Below are 22565 nucleotides of genomic sequence, written 5' to 3' on the forward strand. Positions count from 1 at the left end.
CATCTTTCAGCCAGATGTGCGCTCGAGCATGCTCGGATCCGTAAGCGGCAGCACCCAGCGGCGCTGCCCCGGCTTGCGGCTTTTGCCGGTGCGTTCGCGCACCCAGCCACGGGCTTCGATCCGCTGCCCTTTGAGATTAGCGAAGAACGTAGTGGGGAAGCTGCGCTGCAGACGAGCGGGGATGTGCAGCACCAGCGCCTCGTCCAGTTCCAGCCAGACGCCGCCGCGATTGCGCTCGATGCTGCGCAGGGTGCCGGCAACGACGGCAAAGCCCGAGCGCCTGAGTTCGCCGGCCTTGCGCACCGGCAGCGTGCGCCAGATGCCAGCGCGCGCCTGGCGCGCCGAGCGCTCGGCGGTTTGCTGGCAGCCGGCCAGGCGGACATTGGGAGCCACTGCAACGCGAAAGCCAAGCCCCTCGCTGAGCAGGCGTGCTTCCAGATTGTCGCCATGGCGACCGTACACATGGGCCAGGGTACGACCGTATTTGTCTTTGCTTTCGACGCCTGGTACCAACCCAACGCGCCCGTCATTGGCTTTGACCAGCGCTTGCAGCCGCTGGCGCGCGGCCTGTGCGTAGGGTTCGCTGGGGCGTCCCTTGCGCCCGATTTCCGGCGTGTTGATACCGATCATGCGCACGCTGCGACCGTCGGTCAGGCGCAAGGTATCGCCATCGACAACCTGGCGCACGGCCACCGTCTGCACCTTGGCCGGTAATGGGCAAAAAGCCAGCGCGGGCAGGTGCCAAACCGCGCCGACAAAAAAGGCGCCCACAAGGGGCGCCTTCTTCAGCAACAACGCGAAGCCCGAAGGATTCGCCATGCGCATGATTACTTCTTGGTACCGAACATACCGAAGCGATCGGCGAACTTCTGTACGCGACCACCGGTGTCCAGGACTTTCTGCTTACCGGTGTAGAACGGGTGGCACAGGTTGCAAACGTCGATCGCCAGGGTGTTGCCCAGGGTCGAACGCGTTTCGAATTTGTTGCCGCAGCTGCAGGTGACTGCAACTGCTTCGTAGTTCGGATGAATATCTGCTTTCATGGTCACTTCCTCGAGCTGCGTGCCGCCACCCAACACCAATTGTTGAATACCGCACGTAATTAGGCGGCAAATAATACCAGAGCATCACGCCAGCGCAAGTTGTCGCTTGCACCGGCTGTCGTCTGCTAGGCTCGCCACTCTTTGAAACGCCCTGCGAGACCTTCCGCGTGTCCGACGTCATCCTGCGCCTTGCCCTGCCCTCGCCCCTGCGGCGCCTGTTCGACTACAAGGCGCCGGCGAGCATGGCGCGCCAGGCCCTGACCCCGGGGATGCGCATTCGCGTACCGTTTGGCCGACGCGAGATGATCGGTGTGCTGGTCGAAGTCTGTCAGCACAGCGAGGTGCCGGCGGACAAGCTCAAGCCGGCCAGCGCCCTGCTCGATCCGGTCTCGCCGATTCCACCGGCGCTGTTCAAGCTGTGCCTGTGGACTGCCCAGTATTATCAGCACAGCCTTGGCGATACCCTGAGCTGGGCGCTACCGACGCTGCTGCGCCAGGGCGAACCTGCCGAAATGCGCCAGGAGCGCTTCTGGCACGTGGCCCCCGACGCCCGTCTTGAGGATCCGCGCATCGCACGCGCGCCACGCCAGCGCGATGTCTTGAGGACATTGGCCCAGCACCCGCACGGGGTGGCGCACAGCCTGCTCAGCAAGCTCAACCTCAACAAGGACAGCCTTGACCTGTTGCTGGCCAAGGAATTGGTACAGCTGGAGGTACGTCGCCACCAGCCGCCTCAGCGCCAGGAACACTGGTTGGCGCAACCTGAGTTGCCCCTGAACGAAGAACAGCTCGAAGCGTTCGATGCCGTGCTCGAAGGTTTCGGCAAGTTCGGCGCCTTTCTGCTGGCAGGCGTCACCGGCAGCGGCAAGACCGAGGTCTACCTGCAACTGATCCGCGAAACCCTGGAAGCCGGCAAGCAAGCGCTGGTGCTGATTCCCGAAATCAACTTGGGCCCGCAGACCCTGGCGCGTTTCGAGCAGCGCTTCAACGCCCGCATCGCCCTGGTGCATTCGGCGGTGAACGACCGCGAACGGCTCGATGCCTGGCTGGCCGCCCGCGACGGCGAGGCCGACATCATCATTGGTACGCGCTCGGCGCTGTTCACACCGATGAAGAACCCCGGGCTGATCATCATCGATGAGGAACATGACGGTTCCTATAAACAGCAGGAAGGTCTGCGCTACCACGCCCGCGACCTGGCCCTGGTACGCGCCCATCAGGAAAACGTGCCGATCCTGCTTGGCTCGGCCACGCCGTCACTGGAGACCTTGCACAATGCCCTGACTGGGCGCTACCGCCTGCTGCGCATGAATCAGCGCGCGGGCGGCGCGCGGCCACCGCGCATGTTGCGCCTGGACGTCAAGAGCCTTCCGCTGGACAGTGGCATCAGCGGCCCGTTGCAGCAGGCGATTCGCCAGACGCTCGAGGCCGGCCAGCAGGTCCTGGTGTTCCTCAACCGTCGCGGCTTCGCTCCGACCTTGCTGTGCCATGACTGTGGCTGGCTGTCCGAATGCCCGCGCTGCGATGCGCGCATGACCGTGCATCAGCGCTCCGGCGTGCTGCGTTGCCATCACTGCGGCTACGACGAGCGCCTGCCGCAGCAGTGCCCGCAATGCAATCACGTCGACCTGCGCCCGGTCGGTGCCGGCACCGAGCGCGCCGAAGAGCGTCTGAAGGTGTTGTTCCCGGACTACCCGATCCTGCGCGTGGACCGTGACAGCACGGCGCGCAAGGATGCCATGCACAACCTGTTCAGCACGATCCAGCGTGGCCAGCCGAGTATCCTGGTCGGCACCCAGATGCTGGCCAAGGGGCATCACTTCCCCAGGGTGACGCTGGTAGCAATCCTCGATGCCGACGGTGGCCTGTTCTCCGGGGACTTCCGCGCCAGCGAGCGCATGGCGCAGCTGATCGTCCAGGTGGCCGGTCGCGCCGGACGCGCTGACGAGCCTGGCAAGGTGATCATCCAGACGCACCTGGCCGACCACCCGCTATTGGTGCAATTGACCGAGCAAGGCTACTTCGCCTTCGCCGAGCAAGCCTTGGACGAGCGCCGCAATGCCGGCCTGCCACCGTTTGCCCACTTGGCCTTGCTGCGTGCCGAGGCGCACAAGCCCGGGCAAGCGGAAAGCTTTCTCGACGAAGCCTGCGCTGGCGCCGAGCGCCTGGTCGCCGAGCAGCGCCTGCCCGGCATCGAACTGCTCGGCCCGGTGCCTGCACCGATGGAACGCCGCGCCGGGCGTTACCGCGCACAATTGCTGCTGCAAGCCAGCACCCGAGCGCCGCTGCATCGACTGATCAGCGCCTGGTTGCTAGTGTTGGAGCAATTGCCGAGCGGGCGCCAGGTGCGCTGGTCGCTGGACGTCGATCCCGTTGACCTTTATTGAGAAGGGGGCTCGAAGCTGCAAGCTGCAAGCAAAAGCAAAAGCTTGCGGGGCGGTCTTGGAGCTTGAAGCTTGCGACTTGCCGCTCAAAGTCTGGATAATACCCAGTTTTTCCACCTGCGCATCGAGGCGCTCCACCGCGCTTGCGGTCGAAAAGAGATTCCCATGAAAGACACCATTCGCCAGCTGCTCCAGCAAGCCCTCACCCAACTCGTCGCCGACGGTGTGCTGCCTGAAGGGCTCTCGCCGGCGATTCAGGTGGAAAACGCCCGGGACAAGACCCACGGCGACTTCGCCAGCAACATCGCCATGATGCTGGCCAAGCCGGCCGGCATGAAACCCCGCGACCTGGCCGAGAAACTCATCCAGGCGCTGCCGGCCAGCACCGACATCAGCAAAGTCGAAATCGCCGGCCCTGGCTTCCTCAACTTCTTCCAGAACACCGACGCCCTGGCCCAACGCCTGGACGCGGCCCTCGCCGATGACCACCTGGGGGCGCGCAAGGCCGGCCCTGCGCAGAAAGTGGTGGTCGACTTGTCGGCGCCGAACCTGGCCAAGGAAATGCACGTTGGCCACCTGCGCTCGACCATCATCGGTGACAGCGTTGCCCGCGTACTGGAATTTCTCGGCGACCAGGTCATCCGCCAGAACCACGTCGGCGACTGGGGTACCCAGTTCGGCATGTTGCTGGCCTACCTCGAAGAAAACCCCATCACCAGCGATGAGCTGTCGGACCTGGAAAACTTCTACCGCGCGGCCAAGAAGCGCTTCGACGAATCCGAGCAGTTCGCCACCCGCGCGCGCAGCCTGGTGGTCAAGCTGCAGGCTGGCGATCCGGAATGCATGGCCCTATGGACACGCTTCAAGGACATCTCCTTGTCGCACTGCCAGAAAACCTACGAGCTGCTCAACGTCAAGCTGACCATGGCCGATGTCATGGGCGAAAGCGCATACAACGCCGACCTGGCCAATGTGGTTGCCGACCTCAAGGCCAAGGGCTTGCTGGTCGAGGACCAGGGCGCACAATGCGTGTTCCTGGAAGAATTCAAGAACAGCGAAGGCGAGCCACTGCCGGTGATCGTGCAGAAGGCCGATGGTGGCTATCTGTACGCCACCACTGACTTGGCCGCGGTGCGTTATCGCAGCAACGTGCTCAAGGCCGACCGCGCCTTGTACTTCGTCGACCAGCGCCAGGCCCTGCACTTCAACCAGGTGTTCGAAGTGGCTCGCCGCGCCGGCTTCATCGGCCACCCGATGCAGATGGAGCACATGGGCTTCGGCACCATGAACGGCGCCGATGGCCGCCCGTTCAAGACCCGCGATGGCGGTACCGTCAAGCTCATCGATCTGCTCACCGAGGCCAAGGAGCGCGCTTACACCCTGGTCAAGGCGAAGAACCCGAGCCTGGCCGAGGACGACCTTCGCCGCATCGCTGAAGTGGTCGGCATCGGCGCCGTGAAGTACGCCGACCTGTCCAAGCACCGCACCAGCGACTACAGCTTCAACTTCGAGCTGATGCTCAACTTCGAAGGCAATACCGCGCCGTACCTGCTCTACGCCTACACCCGCGTCGCCGGCGTGTTCCGCAAGCTGGGCAAGGGCTTCGATGAAATCGATGGCCACATCGTGCTGCAAGCGGCGCACGAGCAGGACCTGGCTGCGCGTCTGGCGCAGTTCGGCGAGATTCTCAACAACGTCGCCGAGAAGGGCACGCCGCACGTGCTGTGCAGCTATCTGTACGACCTCGCCGGGCTGTTCTCGAGCTTCTACGAAAACTGCCCGATCCTCGCCGCCGACACCTCGGAGCAGCAGCAAAGCCGTCTGCGCCTGGCTGCTCTGACCGGCCGCACCCTCAAGCAAGGTCTGGAGCTGCTGGGCCTGGAAACCCTGGAGCGCATGTAAGTTGGCTGCCAAGAAAAAACCTGCTCCCAAACGCGGTGCCAGCCGTCAAAGTGCCCCTGCCAAGCAGCCGATCCCAGGCTGGGTGTGGCTGGCGGTCGGGCTGACGGTCGGTGCTTTCATCGTCTTTCTGATGAAGCTCGAGCCAGGCGGGGGAGATATCAAACGCACCAAGCCTGAGCAGCAGAAGCCGGAAAAGGTCGCCGAAGCGAGCAAGTCGACGGCCACCGCGACAGCGCAACAGCCGGTCAAGCCCAAGTACGACTTCTACACGCTGCTGCCTGAGTCGGAAGTGATCGTGCCGCCCGAAGCAGTGCCTGAGAAGACACCACCGGTTCCGGCGCAGCCGGTTACCCCGGTCACGCCGGCAGAGGCGGCAAAAATCGACACCGCCCGTGCCCAGGCCGCCTTGCTGGGGCAAACCCCACCGCCTGCGCCACCGGTGATCAAGCCCGCAGCGACCACGCAGTACTTCCTGCAGGCAGGCTCGTTCCGCAAGCAGGCCGATGCCGACAAGGTTCGCGCGCAGATCATCCTGCTTGGCCAGGTGGTCAAGGTCGAATCAGGCACCGTCAAGGAAGAAACCTGGTACCGGGTCCTGGTTGGCCCGTTCAGCAATCGCGAGCAGCTGACCGGTGCCCAGAAGCAACTGGCCGGCGCAGGCTTCAGCAACTTGCTGCTGCAGCAGCGACAGACCCGCCAGTGACGAAAGAGGCCTTGCCGCATTGCGCGGCAAGGCTTTTTTTTCGCTTCCGACGCGGGTTTAGCGACGACGCGCGTTGGCTTCGGAAATCTGCCCGTTCAGGGTCCAGAAGTCATACAGCACGCCGACCAGGAACAGGCCGCCGGTGAAGAAGTAGATGACCGCCGTGATCCATTTGCCCTGGTACAGGCGGTGGGCCCCGAAGATCCCAAGGAATGTTAGCAGGATCCACGCAATGTTGTAGTCGGTGCGCCCGGACTGAAAACGCAGGTCGGCTTCGCGGTCCATCGCCGGGATCAGAAACAGGTCGATCAGCCAACCGATGCCCAGCAAGCCCAACGTGAAGAACCAGATGGTCCCGGTGATCGGCTTGCCGTAGTAAAAACGGTGCGAGCCGGTGAAGCCGAAAATCCACAACAGGTAGCCGATGACTTTGCTGTGGGTGTCGTGGGACGGAGCCCTGTGCTGGTAGGTATTCATCGATTGCCCTCGTGGCTTATCCAAAAATTTTCTAAACAAAAATGTGACTTTTCTGTCCAAGGCCGACATACGGCAGCATGACAATCGACCAACGGCTCAGAAACTGATTAAAAAGCTGTTATAAAGTTGCGCGCCAATACACACAACTTTCATAAGAGCTTCAACTATGCCGCCTTTGATCAAGACATGGCTGACCCTCTGCCTATTATTGCCCCTGGCCGCCCACGCCACCAATCGTGAGCAACGTCTTCCCAACGGTTTCACCGGCTACACCACCAACGCCTCGGTGAAACGCGCCCCCGTCAAGCATGCGACCCTCGAGGCACGCACCAGCGCCGCTGGCAAGGGTCACAAGCTGCCTGCCGTGGCGGCAATGTCGCCCAAGCAGAGCAGCGACGTGCTCAGCCGCGCGGTCAACGTCCTCGGTACCCCTTATGTTTGGGGCGGCAGCAGCCCGAAAAAAGGCTTCGACTGCAGTGGCCTGGTCAAATACGCCTTCAACGACGTGGCAGATGTCGATTTGCCGCGTACTTCCAATGCCATGGCCCAGGGCCACGGCGTCAAGGTGGCGAAAAACGACCTCAAACCCGGCGACCTGATCTTTTTCAACATCAAGAGTCGGCGGGTCAACCATGTTGCCATCTACCTGGGTAACGACCGCTTCATTCATGCCCCGCGCCGCGGCAAGCGGGTGAGCATCGACAACCTGAGCAAAGCTTACTGGCAGAAGCACTACGTGGTCGCCAAGCGGGTACTGCCCAAAGCGTCGCAGCAGCTGAACCTGGCCAAGCGTTGAGTCGATTCCCGCGTCTTTGCGACAGCGCCGGCAAAGGCATGGGAAACGGCACTAGCCAGCACTGATCTGACCTTGCTCCCGTAACACTTGCAGCGCGCTCTCCATGGTGCGCATACCCTGCGCCGCGCCCGCCTGCATCACCGAGCACAGCTGCGCGACCCGCCCCTCGCGAATCAGGTTGCGCACCGCTGGCGTCGCTACCAGCACCTCGCGCGCCGCTACCCGCCCGGGCCCCACGCGTTTGATCAGGCGCTGCACCACGACCAAACGCAGCGAGTCTGCCAGCAGGGTCCGCACCAGCGGTTTTTCTTCGGCAGCGAATACCTCCACCAGGCGATCGATGCTGCCGGCAGCCGAGCGTGTGTGCACGGTGGCCAGTACCAGGTGACCGGTCTGCGCCGCGCGCAGGGCCAGGCGAATGGCTTCGAGGTCACGCAGTTCGCCAACCATGATGACATCGGGGTCCTGGCGCAGGGCGCTGCGCAGGCCTTGGGCCACATCCCGGCAATGCCGGCCGATTTCACGCTGGTTGACCAGGCTGCGATGGCCGCTGTGGATGACTTCCACAGGGTCTTCGAGGGTGACGATATGCAGTGCACGTTCCCGATTGAGTCGGTCGATCAACGCGGCCAGGGTGCTGGACTTGCCACTGCCGGTGGGCCCGCCGATCAGCACCAGGCCGTCTGCCTGCGCAGCAACAGCCTGGTATACCTGGTCAAGATCCAGCTCTGTGACACTGGCGATGCGCGGCGCTATCAGCCTGAACGCGGCGGCCAGACCATTGTGCTGCCGAAACAAATTGACGCGAAAACGCCCAAGCCCGTCCAGATCGAGCGCCAGGTCCAGTTCGTCACCTTGCAACCACTGCTGACAGTGGTGCCGCTCAAGCAGTGGCGCCAGGGCGTCGCGCAGCGCCGGCGTGCTCACGCGCGGCTGCGCCATGCGCTGCAGTGCGCCATCGATGCGCAGCATGGGTACATCGCCCGCAGCCAGATGCAGGTCACTCGCCCCTGCATCAGCGGCCCGGGCCAACAGGTCGGTCACGTCCATGAGACTCCCCAAAGGCCATCAAGCAGGTAGAATGCCGCAGACCTTCAGAGCCGACGGCAGCGATCCATGTCCACCATAGCAGACAACCTAAGCGCCCTCGCCGCCCGCATCGAGCGCGCCGCACTGGCAGCCGGGCGCGATCCGGCGAGCGTCCGCCTGCTGGCGGTGAGCAAGACCAAACCGGCCAGCGCCATTCGCGAGGCCCACGCTGCCGGCGTGCTCGACGTCGGCGAGAACTACCTGCAAGAGGCCTTGGCCAAACAGCTCGAACTCGCTGAACTGCCCTTGATCTGGCACTTCATCGGCCCTATTCAGTCGAACAAGACCAAGGCCATTGCCGAACATTTCGACTGGGTGCACTCCGTGGACCGTTTGAAGATCGCCCAACGCCTGTCCGAACAGCGCCCTGCGCACCTGGCACCGCTGAACATCTGCCTGCAAGTCAATGTCAGCGGCGAGGACAGCAAATCCGGCTGCGCACCGGCCGACCTGGCCTCACTGGCCAACGCTGTTGCGGCGCTGCCCAACCTGCGTCTGCGCGGTTTGATGGCGATCCCCGAGCCGAGCGATGACCGCGCCAGCCAGGAAGCTGCGTTCGCCACCCTGCGCCAGTTGCAGCACGGCTTGGATTTGCCCCTGGACACCTTGTCGATGGGCATGAGCCATGACCTGGAAGCAGCCATTGCCCAGGGAGCGACCTGGGTGCGCATCGGTACCGCCTTGTTCGGCGCTCGCGACTACGGGCCGCTTTGATTCCATGCTTTACTCACTCTTTCCCTCAAGGACCTGACATGAGCAAAACGCGTATTGCCTTTATCGGCGCCGGCAACATGGCCGCCAGCCTGATCGGCGGGCTGCGTGCGCAAGGGATGGACGCGGCGCAGATCCGCGCCAGCGACCCCGGCGCCGACACCCGCAGCCGGATCCAGGCCGAACACGGCATCGAAGCCTTCGAGGACAACGCCCAGGCCATCGACGGCGCTGACGTGGTGGTGCTGGCGGTCAAGCCGCAGGTCATGAAGGCGGTGTGCCAGAGCCTGCAGCCGACCCTCAAGGACGGCCAGCTGATCGTCTCGATCGCGGCCGGCATCACCTGCGCCAGCCTGCAGCAGTGGCTCGGGGCGATCCCGGTGGTACGCTGCATGCCCAACACGCCAGCGCTGCTGCGCCAGGGCGTCAGCGGCCTGTACGGCACCGCCGAGGTCAGCGATACGCAACGGCAACAGGCGCAGCAGCTGCTGTCGGCTGTCGGCACTGCGCTGTGGCTGGAACAGGAGCAGCAACTGGACGCCGTGACCGCGGTTTCCGGCAGTGGTCCTGCGTATTTCTTCCTGCTGATCGAAGCGATGACCGCCGCCGGCGAAAAGCTCGGCCTGCCGCGCGAAACCGCCTCGCAGCTGACCCTGCAAACCGCGCTGGGCGCCGCGCACATGGCCGCGGCCAGCGATGTCGATGCCGCCGAGCTGCGGCGCCGGGTCACCTCGCCAGCCGGTACCACCGAAGCGGCGATCAAGTCTTTCCAGGGCAATGGTTTCGAAGCCATCGTCGAGCAGGCGCTGCGAGCGGCGTCCACGCGCTCCGCCGAGCTGGCCGAACAACTGGGCAAATAAGGAGCTGTCAATGAATGCACTGTCCGGCGCCGCGATTTTCGTGGTGCAAACCCTGGTCAGCCTGTACCTGGTGATCGTCCTGCTGCGCTTCGTGCTGCAACTGGTCAAGGCCAACTTCTACAACCCGCTGAGCCAGTTCGCCGTACGTGCGACCCAGCCGCTGCTCAAGCCCATTCGCCGGGTAATTCCGAGCATCGGCGGCCTGGACACCTCGTCCTTGCTGCTGGCGATCGTCATCCAGGCCCTGCTCATGGGCTTCGTGTTGATGGTCACCTACGGCACCTTCGGTGACGTGCTGCACCTGCTGATGTGGGCCATCATCGGCATCACCTCGCTGTTCCTGAAGATCTTCTGGGTGGCGATGATCGTCATGGTGATCGTTTCCTGGGTCGCGCCTAACAGCAACAATCCGGCCGCCGAGCTGGCCTGGCAGATCAGCGAGCCGGTGTTGGCGCCGTTCCGTCGCATCGTGCCCAACCTGGGCGGCATGGACATCTCGCCGATCTTCGCCTTCCTCGCCATCCAGGTGATCCAGTCGTTCGTCATGCCTCCGCTGGCCGCCTACGCCGGCATGCCCCAGGAACTGTGGCGCATGATCTGACCCTTGTAGCCCGCCGCGGCAAGCCTGCGCTTGCCGCTGGGGGGAGTGCTCTTTAGACTTACGCCTCCGTCAAGCGTGAGCAGGGTCGATGTCCACTGTCCTTCCCGAAGATTCCGTCGGTCTGGTTACACCGCAAATTGCCAGGTTCGACGAGCCCCTGGCCCTGGCCTGCGGCCGGTCGCTGCACAGCTACGAGCTGGTCTACGAAACCTACGGCACCCTGAACGCCAGCGCGAGCAACGCCGTGCTGATCTGCCATGCCCTCTCCGGCCATCACCACGCTGCTGGCTATCACGCCGTCACCGACCGCAAGCCGGGCTGGTGGGACAGCTGCATCGGCCCAGGCAAGCCGATCGACACCAACCGCTTTTACGTGGTGAGCCTGAACAACCTCGGCGGCTGCAACGGCAGCACCGGCCCAAGCAGCATCAACCCCGCCACTGGCAAGCCCTACGGCGCCGAGTTTCCGATCCTGACCGTGGAAGACTGGGTACACAGCCAGGCGCGCCTGGCCGATCGCCTGGGCATCGCCCAGTGGGCCGCCATCGTCGGCGGCAGCCTCGGCGGCATGCAGGCCCTGCAGTGGACCATGACCTATCCAGAGCGCGTGCGTCACTGTGTCGACATCGCTTCGGCACCCAAGCTCTCGGCCCAGAACATCGCGTTCAACGAAGTGGCGCGCCAGGCCATCTTGACCGACCCCGAATTCCACGGTGGCTCGTTCCAGGACCAAGGCGTGATTCCCAAGCGAGGGTTGATGCTGGCGCGCATGGTCGGTCACATCACCTACCTGTCCGACGACTCGATGGGTGAGAAATTCGGCCGTGAGCTCAAGAGCGACAAACTCAACTACGACTTCCACAGCGTCGAGTTCCAGGTCGAGAGCTACCTGCGCTATCAGGGCGAAGAGTTTTCCGGTCGCTTCGACGCCAACACCTACCTGCTGATGACCAAGGCCCTGGACTACTTCGACCCGGCAGCGGCCAATGGCGGCGATCTGGCAGCCACCCTGGCGCATGTAACTGCAGACTACTGCATCATGTCGTTCACCACCGACTGGCGTTTCTCCCCGGCACGCTCGCGGGAAATCGTCGACGCGCTGATGGCCGCGCGCAAGAACGTCTGTTACCTGGAGATCGATTCGCCCTATGGGCACGATGCCTTCCTGATCCCCACACCTCGCTACATGCAAGGTTTCGCGAACTATATGAATCGCATCGCCATTTGAGGACAGCATGAGAGCCGACCTGGAAATCATCCACGAGTGGATCCCTGCCGGCAGCCGGGTCCTCGACCTTGGCTGCGGCAGCGGCGAGCTGCTGGCTTCGCTGCGTGATCGCAAGCAAGTCACCGGCTATGGCCTGGAAATCGATGCCGACAATATCGCCGCGTGTGTGGCCAAGGGCGTCAACGTCATCGAGCAGGACCTGGACAAGGGCCTTGGCAACTTCGCCAGCAACAGCTTCGACGTGGTGGTGATGACCCAGGCCCTGCAGGCGGTGGAATACCCCGACCGCATTCTCGACGAAATGCTGCGGGTGGGCCGCCAGTGCATCATCACCTTCCCCAACTTCGGTCACTGGCGCTGCCGTTGGTACCTGGCGACCAAGGGCCGCATGCCGGTGTCGGACTTCATGCCCTACACCTGGTACAACACGCCGAACATTCACTTCTGCACCTTCGCCGACTTCGAAGAGCTGTGCCATGAGCGTCAGGCCAAGGTGCTGGACCGCCTGGCCGTCGACCATCTGCACCGCAACGGGTGGGGCGGTCGGCTTTGGCCTAATCTTCTGGGTGAAATCGGCATCTACCGTGTCAGCAGCCCAGGTTTGCAGGAGCACAAACTGGCCGTTTGACGCCTACTCGAGGAATTGCACCATGCGTCGCCTAGCCCTGCTGCTGATGTGCCTGTGCCTGAGCTTCCCCGTGCTGGCGGCCGATGCCGCCAGCGGCGAGCGCAAGGCGGTGTTCGGTGATGTCACGGTGCACTACAGCGCCTTCACCTCGAGCATGCTGCAACCGGCCATCGCCGCCAGCACCGGACTTGACCGCAGCAAGAACCAGGGGGTGCTCAATGTGGCAGTGATCAAGACCGGCAAGCCCGCCACGGCGGTAGTCAGCGGTACGGTCAAAGACCTCACCGGTCGCGCCAGCCCGCTGTCGTTCCGGCAGATCATCGATCAAGGCTCGGTGTACTACATTGCCCAATTCAAGATCGATCAGGCCCAGACCCTGATCTTCGACCTCAACGTCGAAACCGGTGGCGTCAGCCATCCACTGAGTTTCAACCAGCAAGTGTTCCCCGGAGAATGATGAATTTCCAGCAGCTCGTATTGGCCAGCCACAACGCCGGCAAACTCAAGGAACTTCAAGCCATGCTTGGCCAATCGGTGCAATTGCGCTCGATTGGCGAGTTCAGTCAGGTCGAACCTGAAGAAACCGGTTTGTCCTTCGTCGAGAATGCCATCCTCAAGGCCCGCAACGCCGCGCGCATTTCCGGCCTGCCAGCGCTGGCGGACGATTCAGGTCTTGCCGTCGACTTCCTCGGTGGGGCACCGGGCATCTATTCGGCGCGTTATGCCGATGGCCAGGGCGATGCGGCGAACAACGCCAAGCTGCTCGATGCCTTGAAAGATGTTCCGCAACAAGAGCGCGGCGCGCAATTCGTTTGCGTGCTGGCCCTGGTGCGCCACGCCGATGACCCATTGCCGATCCTCTGCGAAGGCCTGTGGCATGGCAGCATCCTGTTCGAGGCCAGTGGTGAGCATGGGTTTGGCTACGACCCACTGTTCTGGGTACCGGAGCGCAAGTGTTCGAGCGCCGACCTCGCGCCGGCCGACAAGAATCAGCTCAGCCACCGCGCCCGGGCCATGACCCTGCTGCGCCAACGTCTGGGCCTGGCATGATCGCCACGCTGCCCCAGAACGGTGCGCAGGCGCTAGCAGGCCTGCCGCCCTTGGCGCTGTACATCCATATTCCGTGGTGCGTACGCAAATGCCCGTACTGCGACTTCAATTCTCACGCTGCCGGGCCAGCGTTGCCGGAAGAGGCCTACGTCGACGCGCTGCTGACCGACCTCGACCTTGAGATGCCTGCGGTGCAGGGCCGTCAGCTGTCGTCGATCTTCTTTGGCGGCGGCACGCCTAGCTTGTTCAGCGCCCAAGCCCTGGGCCGCCTGCTGCGCGGTGTGGAGCAGCGCATAGGGTTCGCTGCGGATATCGAAATCACCCTGGAGGCCAACCCCGGTACATTCGAGCAAGACAAATTCAAAGCGTACCGGCAAACCGGCATCAACCGCCTGTCCATCGGCGTGCAAAGCTTCCAGCCAGCCAAGCTGGAGGCGCTCGGCCGGATCCACAACGGTGACGAAGCGATCCGCGCCGCTGGCATGGCGCGTGCGGCAGGCTTCGACAACTTCAACATGGACCTGATGCATGGCCTGCCCGAGCAGTCCCTCGGTGACGCCCTTGCCGATCTGCGTCAGGCCATTGACCTTGGGCCAACGCACCTGTCGTGGTATCAGCTGACGGTCGAGCCCAACACGGTGTTTTGGAACCAGCCACCGGAGCTGCCGGAAGATGACATCCTGTGGGACATCCAGGAAGCCGGCCAGGCGCTGATGGCGGCCAATGGCTTCAAGCAGTACGAGGTTTCAGCCTATGCCCAGGCCGATCGCGCGGCGCGCCATAACCTCAACTACTGGCGCTTTGGTGACTTCATCGGCATTGGCGCCGGTGCGCACGGCAAGCTGACATTCACCGACGGTCGTATCGTGCGTACCTGGAAGACCCGGCTGCCCAAGGACTACCTGAACCTGGCCAAGCCCTTCAAGGCCGGCGAGAAACCGTTGCCGGTGGATGAGTTGCCGTTCGAGTTTCTAATGAACGCCCTGCGCCTGACGGATGGCGTTGAAGCCGAGTTGTTCACCCAGCGCACCGGGCTGCCGTTGGCGCAGCTGGCCGAAGCGCGCCGCGCTGCCGAACAAAAAGGCCTTTTGCAGGTCGAACCGGGTCGTCTGGCGGCCACCGCGCGCGGCCAGCTGTTCCTCAATGACCTGCTGCAGTATTTCTTGACCTAAGGATGATCCATGGACCTGGTACTCGACCTGCTCGCCACGGTTTCGCGCTGGAGCCGCAGCAACCTCTCGGAGATTTCGCTGGCGCTGGTGGGTTGCCTGCTGGTGCTGTTTGGTACTGATATCAAGGGTTGGGTGGAGCAACGCCTGGGCGGCCTGGCCGGGGCGCTGCGCGTCCCGTTCATGGCCCTGCTGGTGATGCTTGGCAGCGGCGCCGCACTGATCTACGCCACACCTTGGGTGATCAAGGGTCTTGGCCAGTTCAACAACTATGCGCTGGCGCCCGTGTTGGTGGTGGTGCTGGTGCTGATAGGGGTGGTGGCGGACCGCCGCGGCTGATGTAGATCCCATAAAAAAACCGCTCTTCTCAGAGCGGTTTTTTGGCTCATCGCGAACGATGCGGTCGGTCGCTCAATCGACTTTCTCGAACTTCAGATCCCATACGCCATGCCCGAGCCGCTCGCCGCGACGCTCGAACTTGGTGATCGGCCGCTCCGGCGGTCGTGGCACGTAGGCACCATCCTCGGCGCGGTTACGGTAGCCCGGCGCTGCGCTCATCACTTCCAGCATGTACTCGGCGTACGGTTCCCAGTCGGTCGCCATGTGGAATACACCACCCGGCTTGAGCTTGCGGCGCACCAGTTCAGCGAACTCCAGCTGGACGATGCGGCGCTTGTGATGGCGCGCCTTGTGCCATGGGTCGGGGAAGAACAGCATCAGGCGGTCGAGGCTGTTGTCGGCAACGCAGCGGTTGAGTACTTCGATGGCGTCGCAATCGTAGACCCGCAGGTTGGTCAGGCCCTGGGTCAACACGCCATTGAGCAGCGCGCCGACACCCGGACGGTGCACTTCGACACCGATGAAATCCTGCTCAAGGGCAGCCGCAGCCATCTCCAGCAGGGAGTGGCCCATGCCGAAACCGATTTCCAGGGTACGCGGCGCCGAACGGCCAAATACCTGGTCGTAGTCCACCGGGGCTTCGGCCAGCGGCAGAATATACAGCGGGCCGCCCTGGTCGAGGCCGCGTTGCTGGCCTTCGGTCATGCGCCCAGCACGCATCACGAAGCTCTTGATGCGGCGGTGCGGGCGCTGGTCGCCGTCGGCGGCGATCGGCGTATCTTGCGAATCAGTCATCGGGAGCTCTTACTTGATCAGACCATCCAGCGGCGAGGAAGCGCTGGCATAGAGTTTTTTCGGCATGCGGCCGGCCAGGTAGGCCATGCGGCCGGCGACAATGGCGTGTTTCATGGCTTCGGCCATGAGCACCGGTTGCTGGGCGTGGGCGATGGCGGAGTTCATCAACACCGCTTCGCAGCCCATTTCCATGGCGATGGTGGCATCGGAAGCGGTACCGACACCGGCATCGACCAGGACCGGGACCTTGGATTCTTCCAGAATGATTTGCAGGTTGTAGGGGTTGCAGATGCCCAGGCCAGTGCCGATCAGCCCAGCCAATGGCATGACCGCGATACAGCCTGCCTCGGCCAGTTGCCGGGCGATGATCGGGTCGTCACTGGTATAGACCATCACGTCGAAGCCATCCTTGACCAGCACTTCGGCAGCCTTGAGGGTTTCGATGACATTGGGGAACAGGGTTTTCTGGTCGGCCAGCACTTCCAGCTTCACCAAGGTTCGCGACTCGTGCGACTTGCGGCCATCGAGCAGTTCACGGGCCAGGCGGCAGGTACGCACGGCTTCGACGGCGTCGAAGCAACCAGCCGTGTTCGGCAGGATGGTGTACTTGTCGGGCGACAGCACGTCGAGCAGGTTCGGCTCGCCAGCGTTCTGGCCCAGGTTGGTCCGGCGCACGGCCACGGTGACGATCTCCGCGCCAGACGCTTCGGTCGCCAGACGGGTTTCTTCCATGTCACGGTATTTGCCGGTGCCCACCAGCAGGCGCGACTGGAAAGTGCGCCCGGCCAGGACGAAAGGCTTGTCGCTGCGAACGTTGCTCATCGATGTTCCTCTGCAAAGGTTACGGGGCTATCAGGTGAATCACGCAGGTGAATCGCGGCAGACGGCTCAGCCGCCACCGATGGCGTGAACCACTTCGACCTGATCGCCTTCGTTAAGCTGGGTGCTGTCGTGCTGGCTGCGCGGCACGATATCCAGGTTGAGCTCTACCGCCACCCGGCGCCCGGCAAGTTCAAGGCGCGTCAGCAGGGCCGCGACGCTCTCGCCAGCAGGCAATTCATAAGGCTCACCGTTCAGTTGAATGCGCATGTGCACGGCCACCGTTGTGCTTTGGGGCCCGCATTCTAGCGCCGATCAACATCCGAACCCAAGGGTGCTGCGCGCCATTAGTCGCGATTGTGGACCGCTTGGTCAGCCTAAACGCCAGGCCGCCAGGCCCAGGCACAGCCAACCGGCGAGAAAGCACAGGCCACCGATCGGCGTGATGATGCCCAGCTTGCCCAGGCCACTGAGGGTGAGCAGGTAAAGGCTGCCGGAGAACAGCACGATCCCCAAGGCGAACAGCCCCCCGGCGTAGCCGACCAGCCGACCCGGCAAGTGCGCGGCCAACAGCGCGACGCCAAAGATGGCCAAGGCGTGCACCAGTTGATAGGTCACGCCGGTGTGGAAGATCGCCAGGTAATCGGCGCTCAGGCGGTTTTTCAGCCCATGTGCGGCGAATGCGCCGAGGGCGACGCCGGTAAAGCCGAAGAAGGCAGCAAGCATGAGGAAGCTGCGAAGCATGGGACGACTCCTTGTATCGGGTCTGTATAATGGCCCGTTCCAACGGTCCGGCCAAGTCATCGCCATGCTGTCATCCCTTCTGCGCCGCCTCGTACGTGCCCTGCTCTGGTTCGCTGCCGCCAGTATCGTGCTGGTTCTGGTGTTTCGCTGGGTGCCGCCGCCAGGTACGGCCCTGATGGTCGAGCGCAAGGTGCAATCCTGGCTCAGCGGCGAAGCCATCGACCTGCAGCGAGACTGGCAGCCCTGGGAAAACATCTCGGATGAACTCAAGGTCGCGGTAATCGCCGGTGAAGACCAGAAGTTCGCCAGCCACTGGGGCTTCGATATTCCCGCGATCCAGGCTGCGTTGGCTTACAACGAACGCGGCGGCAACATCCGCGGGGCCAGTACGCTGACCCAGCAGGTGGCCAAGAACCTGTTCCTGTGGTCCGGCCGCAGTTGGTTGCGTAAGGGGCTGGAAGCCTGGTTCACGGCGCTGATCGAGCTGTTCTGGTCCAAGGAGCGCATTCTCGAGGTCTACCTCAACAGCGCCGAATGGGGCCCGGGCGTCTTCGGTGCCGAGGCTGCAGCACGTTATCACTTCGGCACCGACGCCAGCCGCCTGAGTCGCCAGCAGGCAGCACAGCTGGCGGCGGTTTTGCCCAGCCCGATCAAATGGAGCGCCGGCCGACCCAGCGCCTATGTGGCCAGCCGGGCCGGGTGGATTCGCCGGCAGATGAGCCAGCTTGGCGGCCCCGGCTATCTCATGCAGCTGGATACCTCGCGCAAGCTATAACGGCCCGTCTGAGGTCACGAGCAATAAAAAAAGCCGCTTACCCATGAGGGCGAGCGGCTCTTTTGCAACCAAGGTCGATCAGGCGGCGATCAACGCCTTGACCTTGTTCATGGCGTTTTTCTCAAGCTGACGAATGCGCTCCGCCGAGACACTGTACTTGTCAGCCAGCTCATGCAAAGTCGCTTTCTCCTCTGCCAGCCAACGCTGGTAGAGGATATCGCGGCTACGTTCATCCAGACCCTGCAAGGCTTCATGCAGGTTGCTGGTGGAGTTGTCGCTCCAGTCAGCGTCTTCGAGCTGTACCGCCGGATCGTAGCGGTGGTCTTCAAGGTAGTGTGCCGGCGACTGGAAGGCGCTGTCGTCGTCCGCTTCGGCGGCCGGGTCGAAGGCCATGTCCTGGCCACTCAGACGGCTTTCCATCTCGCGCACTTCACGTGGCTCGACGCCGAGGCTTTCGGCAACGCGATGCACCTCTTCGTTATTGAGCCAGGCCAGGCGTTTTTTCTGGCTGCGCAGGTTGAAGAACAACTTGCGTTGCGCCTTGGTGGTCGCGACCTTGACGATGCGCCAGTTGCGCAGGATGAACTCGTGAATCTCGGCCTTGATCCAGTGCACGGCGAACGACACCAGCCGCACACCCATTTCAGGGTTGAAACGCTTGACCGCCTTCATCAGGCCAACGTTGCCTTCCTGGATCAGGTCAGCCTGGGCCAGGCCATAGCCTGCGTAGCTGCGCGCGATGTGCACGACGAAGCGCAGGTGGGCCATCACCATTTGCCGAGCGGCCTCAAGATCCTGCTCGTAGTAGAGACGCTCGGCCAGATCTCGCTCCTGCTCGACAGACAGCAGCGGGATGCTGTTGACCGTGTGCACGTAGGCTTCCAGGTTTGCACCAGGCACCAGGGCATAGGCAGGTTGCAACGATGTGGTCATTCAAGAACCTCCGACTTGCTAGATTCGCGCCTTGTGAGCGCTACCAACATTGACCAGGGAACCACTATGCAAGTTCCCTTGTGAATGATTTGTCAATACTGGCGAGTAAAAACTATCGCGGTGCCAGCTCGTTCAGGTGGCGTGCGACCGCAATCCAGGCACCGATATACCCTAACAATACCGCCCCGATCAAGAGCGAGAACCCATCTGATGCCGGCACGCCTGCAAGGGCGAAATCGCTGCCGTACAAGCCCGAGAGCCCTACCACGGCATCGTTCAGCCAGTTCAGGCCGAACGCCAGGATGCCCCACGCCAGCACTCCAGCACCCAAGCCATACAGGGCCCCCATGTAGAGGAAAGGCCGGCGTACGTAGCTGTCGGTGCCCCCGACCAACTTGATCACCTCGATCTCGATGCGGCGGTTCTCGATATGTAGACGAATTGTGTTACCGATTACTAACAGCAGTGCCGAGATAAGCATCACCGCCAAACCGAACACAAAACGGTCACCCAGCTTGAGGATGGCTGCCAGGCGCTCGACCCAGACCAGGTCGAGCTGGGCATTTTCCACCCGCGGCAGCTCGGCAAGGCGCTGACGCAAGGCCTCCAGAGCAGGCTTGTCGACCTCGGTCGGGGTCACCACCACCACACCAGGCAATGGGTTGTCGGGCAGTTCGCGCAGGGCTTCGCCCAGCCCGGACTGCTGCTGGAACTCTTCCAGCGCCTGTAGGGGGCTGATGTACTGCGCTTCGGCGACACCCGGCATGCGCAGGATTTCATCGCGCAGGGCTTGGCCTTGCTGGTCAGCGGCATCGAGCTTGAGGTACAGCGAGATCTGCGCCGCCCGCTGCCAGGAGCCGCCGAGCTTCTCGACGTTCTTGAGCAGCAGCGAAAGGCCCATGGGCATGCTCAGCGCCACCGCCATCACCAGGCAGGTGAAGAAGCTGCCAATCGGCTGCTTGCCCAGGCGCCGCAAGCTGTCGGCCAGACTGGCACGGTGGCTTTCCAGCCAGGCATGCAGCAGGGTGCGAAAATCCGGACCGTCGTCGTCGTGATCGCCGCGTTTCTTTTTACCGGGCTGCGGATCGGCAGCCTTGGGCGCCACGCGCTCGGAAACCTTGGGTGTACGTGTGGTGCTCATTGCCCGGCCTCCCCGTCGCCGATCAGACGACCGCGCTGCAGCGTCAACATGCGGTGGCGCATACGCGCAATCAATGCCAGGTCGTGGCTGGCGATCAGCACCGTGGTGCCCAGCCGGTTGATGTCCTCGAACACGCCCATGATCTCGGCGGCCAGGCGCGGGTCGAGGTTGCCGGTCGGTTCGTCCGCCAACAACAGCGCTGGCTGATGGACGATGGCCCGGGCAATGCCAACGCGCTGCTGCTGCCCGGTCGATAGATCGGCCGGGAACAGCTCGCCCTTGTCGGACAGCGACACCCGCTCGAGTGCCGAGTCGACGCGCTTGGCGATCTCGGCCTTGGACAGGCCAAGAATCTGCAGCGGCAGGGCGATGTTGTTGAATACCGTGCGATCGAACAGCAGCTGGTGATTCTGGAACACCACGCCAATCTGGCGACGCAGGAACGGAATCTGCGCGGTGCTGATCTGGCCAAGGTCCTGTCCGGCCAGCATCAACTTGCCGCTGGTTGGGCGCTCCATGGCCAGCAGCAGACGCAGCAAGGTGCTCTTGCCTGCCCCCGAGTGCCCGGTGACGAACAGGAACTCACCCCGCCGCGCCCGAAAACTGAGCTCATGCAAGCCGACATGGCCATTGGGGTAGCGCTTGGCAACCTGCTCGAATCGGATCATGGTCAGTCTCGCTCGGCGAACAGGGCCTTGACGAACGGCTCTGCTTCGAAGGTACGCAGGTCGTCGATGCCTTCGCCGACACCAATGAAGCGGATCGGCAGCTTGAACTGCTTGGCCAGGGCGAAGATCACCCCGCCCTTGGCGGTGCCATCGAGCTTGGTCAGCGCCAGGCCTGTCAGCGCCACACTCTGATTGAAGTACTTGGCCTGGCTGATCGCGTTCTGCCCGGTGCCCGCGTCGAGCACCAACAGCACTTCGTGCGGCGCCTCGGCATCGAGCTTGCCGATCACTCGGCGGACCTTTTTCAGTTCTTCCATCAGGTTGTCTTTGGTATGCAGGCGCCCGGCGGTATCGGCGATCAGCACATCGACACCACGGGCCTTGGCAGCCTGCACCGCATCGAAGATCACCGAGGCGGAATCGGCGCCCGTATGCTGGGCGATCACCGGGATCTGATTGCGCTCGCCCCACACCTGCAGCTGCTCCACTGCCGCGGCGCGGAAGGTGTCGCCAGCAGCCAGCATGACTTTCTTGCCGTCCTGCTGCAGCTTCTTGGCCAGCTTGCCGATGGTGGTGGTCTTGCCGGCGCCATTCACGCCGACCACGAGGATGACGTACGGCTTGTTCTGCGCCTGGACCTGCAACGGTTGCTCGACAGGGCGCAGCAACGCGGCAAGTTCTTCCTGCAGCGACTTGTAGAGGGCGTCGGCATCGGCCAGTTGCTTGCGGGCAACCTTCTGCGTCAGGTTCTGCACGATGGCCGAGGTCGCCTCGACGCCAACGTCGGCGGTCAGCAGGCGGGTTTCGATTTCGTCGAGCAGGTCGTCATCGATGACCTTCTTGCCCATGAACAAGCTGGCCATGCCCTCGCCGATGCTCGCGCTGGTCTTGGACAGACCCTGCTTGAGGCGGGCGAAGAAGCCCGGCTTGGCTGGCTCGACAGCGGCCGCCACTGGCGCTGGCTCAGGCTGCGCAGCGACTTCGGGAGTGGCTTCAGGCGCCGCGACAGGTTCAGCGGCGGGCTGCGATGCGGGCGCTGCGACCGGCGCAGGTACCACAGGCGCGGCCACGGCAGGCTCTGGTGCTGGGCGCACCGGGATCGCAGGCGGCGGCGTCGGCTCCAGGTCCGGTACCAGCGCCACAGGCTCCTCGGCCACCGGCAGCACCAGGTTGCTTACGGGTGCAGCAGGCTCTGCCGGTGTGGCTGGCACAGGTACGCTGGCAACTGGCTCGGGCGCTGCCTGCGGTTCGTGCGCCGCTGCTGCTTCAGCGGCCGGCAGGGGTTGCGGGGCCCGGACGGGTTCAGCGACCTGTGGCGCATGGCCTGCAGACTCCTCGACAACAGGGGCTGCAGGTTGCTCGACGGCAGGGGCTTCTTCGGCGGGCGAATCCGCTTGCACAGGTGGCTGCGGCTTCTTGCGAAACCAGCTGAACAGGCCTTTTTTCTCGCCAGCCTCAGCCGGCGCTTTTTTGTCGTCGTTGGAACCAAACATGGAAGACGGCTATCTCAGGGTAGCGATGGGCCAGCAACTGGCGCATCGGGAATTCTCTCAACGCAGAACAGACTATTTTGAAGCCGGCTGGTTCATGCGCAATGTTTTGTCTTAATGGACCTGTGGGCCAGAACGGCGACAGGCATGGTCGCCAGGCAACCGGATCAGTATCCTAGCACCTCCTGGCCCGCCGACGCTAAACCAGCAGGCCGCCGAA

Annotated in this window: 26 protein-coding genes; 14 read left to right on the forward strand and 12 right to left on the reverse strand. The window is 63.3% G+C overall.

Features of this window, described 5'->3' with window-relative positions; translation table 11 throughout:
* Nucleotides 1–6: 6 nt before the first annotated feature.
* Together ACLEJW_RS11005 and rpmE are read right to left on the reverse strand one after the other, a co-directional pair.
* Nucleotides 7–825, reverse strand: a complete 819-nt coding sequence (locus ACLEJW_RS11005) for a thermonuclease family protein (protein WP_313298085.1) — start codon at nucleotides 823–825, stop codon at nucleotides 7–9.
* A 2-nt stretch (nucleotides 826–827) separates the two neighbouring features.
* On the reverse strand, nucleotides 828–1043 hold the full coding sequence (gene rpmE, locus ACLEJW_RS11010) for a 50S ribosomal protein L31 (protein ID WP_054891182.1): 216 nt from the start codon (nucleotides 1041–1043) through the stop codon (nucleotides 828–830).
* A 167-nt stretch (nucleotides 1044–1210) separates the two neighbouring features.
* Here rpmE and ACLEJW_RS11015 point away from each other — a divergent pair, with 167 nt between their 5' ends.
* The 3 genes from ACLEJW_RS11015 (at nucleotide 1211) to ACLEJW_RS11025 (ending at nucleotide 6032) form a co-directional block, all read left to right on the forward strand.
* Nucleotides 1211–3430, forward strand: a complete 2220-nt coding sequence (locus ACLEJW_RS11015; RefSeq protein WP_440777538.1) for a primosomal protein N' — start codon at nucleotides 1211–1213, stop codon at nucleotides 3428–3430.
* 162 nt (nucleotides 3431–3592) lie between these two features.
* Nucleotides 3593–5329, forward strand: a complete 1737-nt coding sequence (gene argS, locus ACLEJW_RS11020; RefSeq protein ID WP_145191292.1) for an arginine--tRNA ligase — start codon at nucleotides 3593–3595, stop codon at nucleotides 5327–5329.
* A 1-nt stretch (nucleotide 5330) separates the two neighbouring features.
* Nucleotides 5331–6032, forward strand: a complete 702-nt coding sequence (locus ACLEJW_RS11025; protein WP_313297900.1) for an SPOR domain-containing protein — start codon at nucleotides 5331–5333, stop codon at nucleotides 6030–6032.
* A gap of 57 nt (nucleotides 6033–6089) precedes the next feature.
* Here the strand turns inward: ACLEJW_RS11025 and ACLEJW_RS11030 are convergent, their stop codons facing one another.
* On the reverse strand, nucleotides 6090–6509 hold the full coding sequence (locus ACLEJW_RS11030; RefSeq protein WP_440777539.1) for an NINE protein: 420 nt from the start codon (nucleotides 6507–6509) through the stop codon (nucleotides 6090–6092).
* Between the two features lie 166 nt (nucleotides 6510–6675).
* Between ACLEJW_RS11030 and ACLEJW_RS11035 the strand changes: the two genes are divergently transcribed.
* Entirely contained in the window at nucleotides 6676–7305 is a 630-nt protein-coding gene (locus ACLEJW_RS11035; protein ID WP_145191283.1) for a C40 family peptidase, read from the forward strand.
* A 51-nt stretch (nucleotides 7306–7356) separates the two neighbouring features.
* On the opposite strand, the gene ACLEJW_RS11040 is transcribed toward ACLEJW_RS11035, so the two are convergent.
* Entirely contained in the window at nucleotides 7357–8355 is a 999-nt protein-coding gene (locus ACLEJW_RS11040) for a type IV pilus twitching motility protein PilT (protein WP_313297891.1), read from the reverse strand.
* Nucleotides 8356–8421: 66 nt separating this feature from the next.
* Between ACLEJW_RS11040 and ACLEJW_RS11045 the strand changes: the two genes are divergently transcribed.
* The 9 genes from ACLEJW_RS11045 (at nucleotide 8422) to ACLEJW_RS11085 (ending at nucleotide 14980) form a co-directional block, all read left to right on the forward strand.
* A complete protein-coding gene (locus ACLEJW_RS11045) occupies nucleotides 8422–9108 on the forward strand; it encodes a YggS family pyridoxal phosphate-dependent enzyme (RefSeq protein ID WP_145191277.1) in 687 nt (228 codons plus the stop codon).
* 38 nt (nucleotides 9109–9146) lie between these two features.
* Nucleotides 9147–9965 carry a pyrroline-5-carboxylate reductase gene (gene proC / locus ACLEJW_RS11050; protein ID WP_440777540.1) on the forward strand — a complete coding sequence of 273 codons (819 nt, stop codon included), beginning with the start codon at nucleotides 9147–9149 and terminating at the stop codon, nucleotides 9963–9965.
* Nucleotides 9966–9975: 10 nt separating this feature from the next.
* Nucleotides 9976–10566, forward strand: coding sequence for a YggT family protein (locus tag ACLEJW_RS11055; protein WP_145191271.1), 591 nt, complete (start codon nucleotides 9976–9978; stop codon nucleotides 10564–10566).
* Between the two features lie 88 nt (nucleotides 10567–10654).
* Nucleotides 10655–11794 (forward strand): homoserine O-succinyltransferase MetX, encoded by a 1140-nt coding sequence (gene metX / locus ACLEJW_RS11060; protein WP_145191268.1) that lies wholly within the window; start codon nucleotides 10655–10657, stop codon nucleotides 11792–11794.
* Between the two features lie 7 nt (nucleotides 11795–11801).
* Nucleotides 11802–12422 carry a methionine biosynthesis protein MetW gene (gene metW, locus ACLEJW_RS11065; protein WP_145191265.1) on the forward strand — a complete coding sequence of 207 codons (621 nt, stop codon included), beginning with the start codon at nucleotides 11802–11804 and terminating at the stop codon, nucleotides 12420–12422.
* A 22-nt stretch (nucleotides 12423–12444) separates the two neighbouring features.
* Complete coding sequence (locus ACLEJW_RS11070) at nucleotides 12445–12879, forward strand: DUF4426 domain-containing protein (RefSeq protein ID WP_313297881.1); 435 nt, start codon at nucleotides 12445–12447, stop codon at nucleotides 12877–12879.
* Nucleotides 12876–13472, forward strand: coding sequence for an RdgB/HAM1 family non-canonical purine NTP pyrophosphatase (gene rdgB, locus ACLEJW_RS11075; RefSeq protein ID WP_440777541.1), 597 nt, complete (start codon nucleotides 12876–12878; stop codon nucleotides 13470–13472). Before ACLEJW_RS11070 ends, rdgB begins: the two co-directional genes overlap by 4 nt.
* Nucleotides 13469–14644 carry a radical SAM family heme chaperone HemW gene (hemW, locus tag ACLEJW_RS11080; RefSeq protein ID WP_440777542.1) on the forward strand — a complete coding sequence of 392 codons (1176 nt, stop codon included), beginning with the start codon at nucleotides 13469–13471 and terminating at the stop codon, nucleotides 14642–14644. The genes rdgB and hemW overlap by 4 nt, the downstream gene beginning before the upstream one ends.
* A 9-nt stretch (nucleotides 14645–14653) precedes the next feature.
* Entirely contained in the window at nucleotides 14654–14980 is a 327-nt protein-coding gene (locus ACLEJW_RS11085; protein ID WP_145191253.1) for a DUF3392 family protein, read from the forward strand.
* A gap of 72 nt (nucleotides 14981–15052) precedes the next feature.
* Here ACLEJW_RS11085 and trmB read toward each other — a convergent pair whose 3' ends face one another.
* From trmB to ACLEJW_RS11105, 4 genes are all read right to left on the reverse strand, one after another.
* Complete coding sequence (trmB, locus tag ACLEJW_RS11090; protein WP_440777543.1) at nucleotides 15053–15775, reverse strand: tRNA (guanosine(46)-N7)-methyltransferase TrmB; 723 nt, start codon at nucleotides 15773–15775, stop codon at nucleotides 15053–15055.
* Between the two features lie 9 nt (nucleotides 15776–15784).
* Nucleotides 15785–16597 (reverse strand): thiazole synthase, encoded by an 813-nt coding sequence (locus tag ACLEJW_RS11095; RefSeq protein WP_145191247.1) that lies wholly within the window; start codon nucleotides 16595–16597, stop codon nucleotides 15785–15787.
* A gap of 66 nt (nucleotides 16598–16663) precedes the next feature.
* Nucleotides 16664–16864 carry a sulfur carrier protein ThiS gene (gene thiS, locus ACLEJW_RS11100; protein ID WP_060513567.1) on the reverse strand — a complete coding sequence of 67 codons (201 nt, stop codon included), beginning with the start codon at nucleotides 16862–16864 and terminating at the stop codon, nucleotides 16664–16666.
* A 102-nt stretch (nucleotides 16865–16966) separates the two neighbouring features.
* A complete protein-coding gene (locus tag ACLEJW_RS11105; protein ID WP_145191244.1) occupies nucleotides 16967–17338 on the reverse strand; it encodes a DUF423 domain-containing protein in 372 nt (123 codons plus the stop codon).
* Between the two features lie 64 nt (nucleotides 17339–17402).
* On the opposite strand from ACLEJW_RS11105, the gene mtgA reads away from it, so the two are divergent.
* Nucleotides 17403–18113, forward strand: a complete 711-nt coding sequence (gene mtgA / locus ACLEJW_RS11110; protein WP_145191241.1) for a monofunctional biosynthetic peptidoglycan transglycosylase — start codon at nucleotides 17403–17405, stop codon at nucleotides 18111–18113.
* A gap of 78 nt (nucleotides 18114–18191) precedes the next feature.
* Here the strand turns inward: mtgA and rpoH are convergent, their stop codons facing one another.
* The 4 genes from rpoH to ftsY form a co-directional block, all read right to left on the reverse strand.
* Nucleotides 18192–19046, reverse strand: coding sequence for an RNA polymerase sigma factor RpoH (gene rpoH / locus ACLEJW_RS11115; protein WP_145191238.1), 855 nt, complete (start codon nucleotides 19044–19046; stop codon nucleotides 18192–18194).
* Between the two features lie 112 nt (nucleotides 19047–19158).
* Nucleotides 19159–20187, reverse strand: a complete 1029-nt coding sequence (gene ftsX, locus ACLEJW_RS11120) for a permease-like cell division protein FtsX (protein WP_313458060.1) — start codon at nucleotides 20185–20187, stop codon at nucleotides 19159–19161.
* Nucleotides 20184–20855 carry a cell division ATP-binding protein FtsE gene (gene ftsE, locus ACLEJW_RS11125; protein WP_145191232.1) on the reverse strand — a complete coding sequence of 224 codons (672 nt, stop codon included), beginning with the start codon at nucleotides 20853–20855 and terminating at the stop codon, nucleotides 20184–20186. The genes ftsX and ftsE overlap by 4 nt, the downstream gene beginning before the upstream one ends.
* A 2-nt stretch (nucleotides 20856–20857) precedes the next feature.
* Nucleotides 20858–22348 (reverse strand): signal recognition particle-docking protein FtsY, encoded by a 1491-nt coding sequence (gene ftsY, locus ACLEJW_RS11130; RefSeq protein WP_313458063.1) that lies wholly within the window; start codon nucleotides 22346–22348, stop codon nucleotides 20858–20860.
* Between the last annotated feature and the right edge of the window lie 217 nt (nucleotides 22349–22565).

This window comes from Pseudomonas sp. SMSB3 (genome assembly GCF_052041965.1).
Lineage (GTDB): Bacteria > Pseudomonadota > Gammaproteobacteria > Pseudomonadales > Pseudomonadaceae > Aquipseudomonas.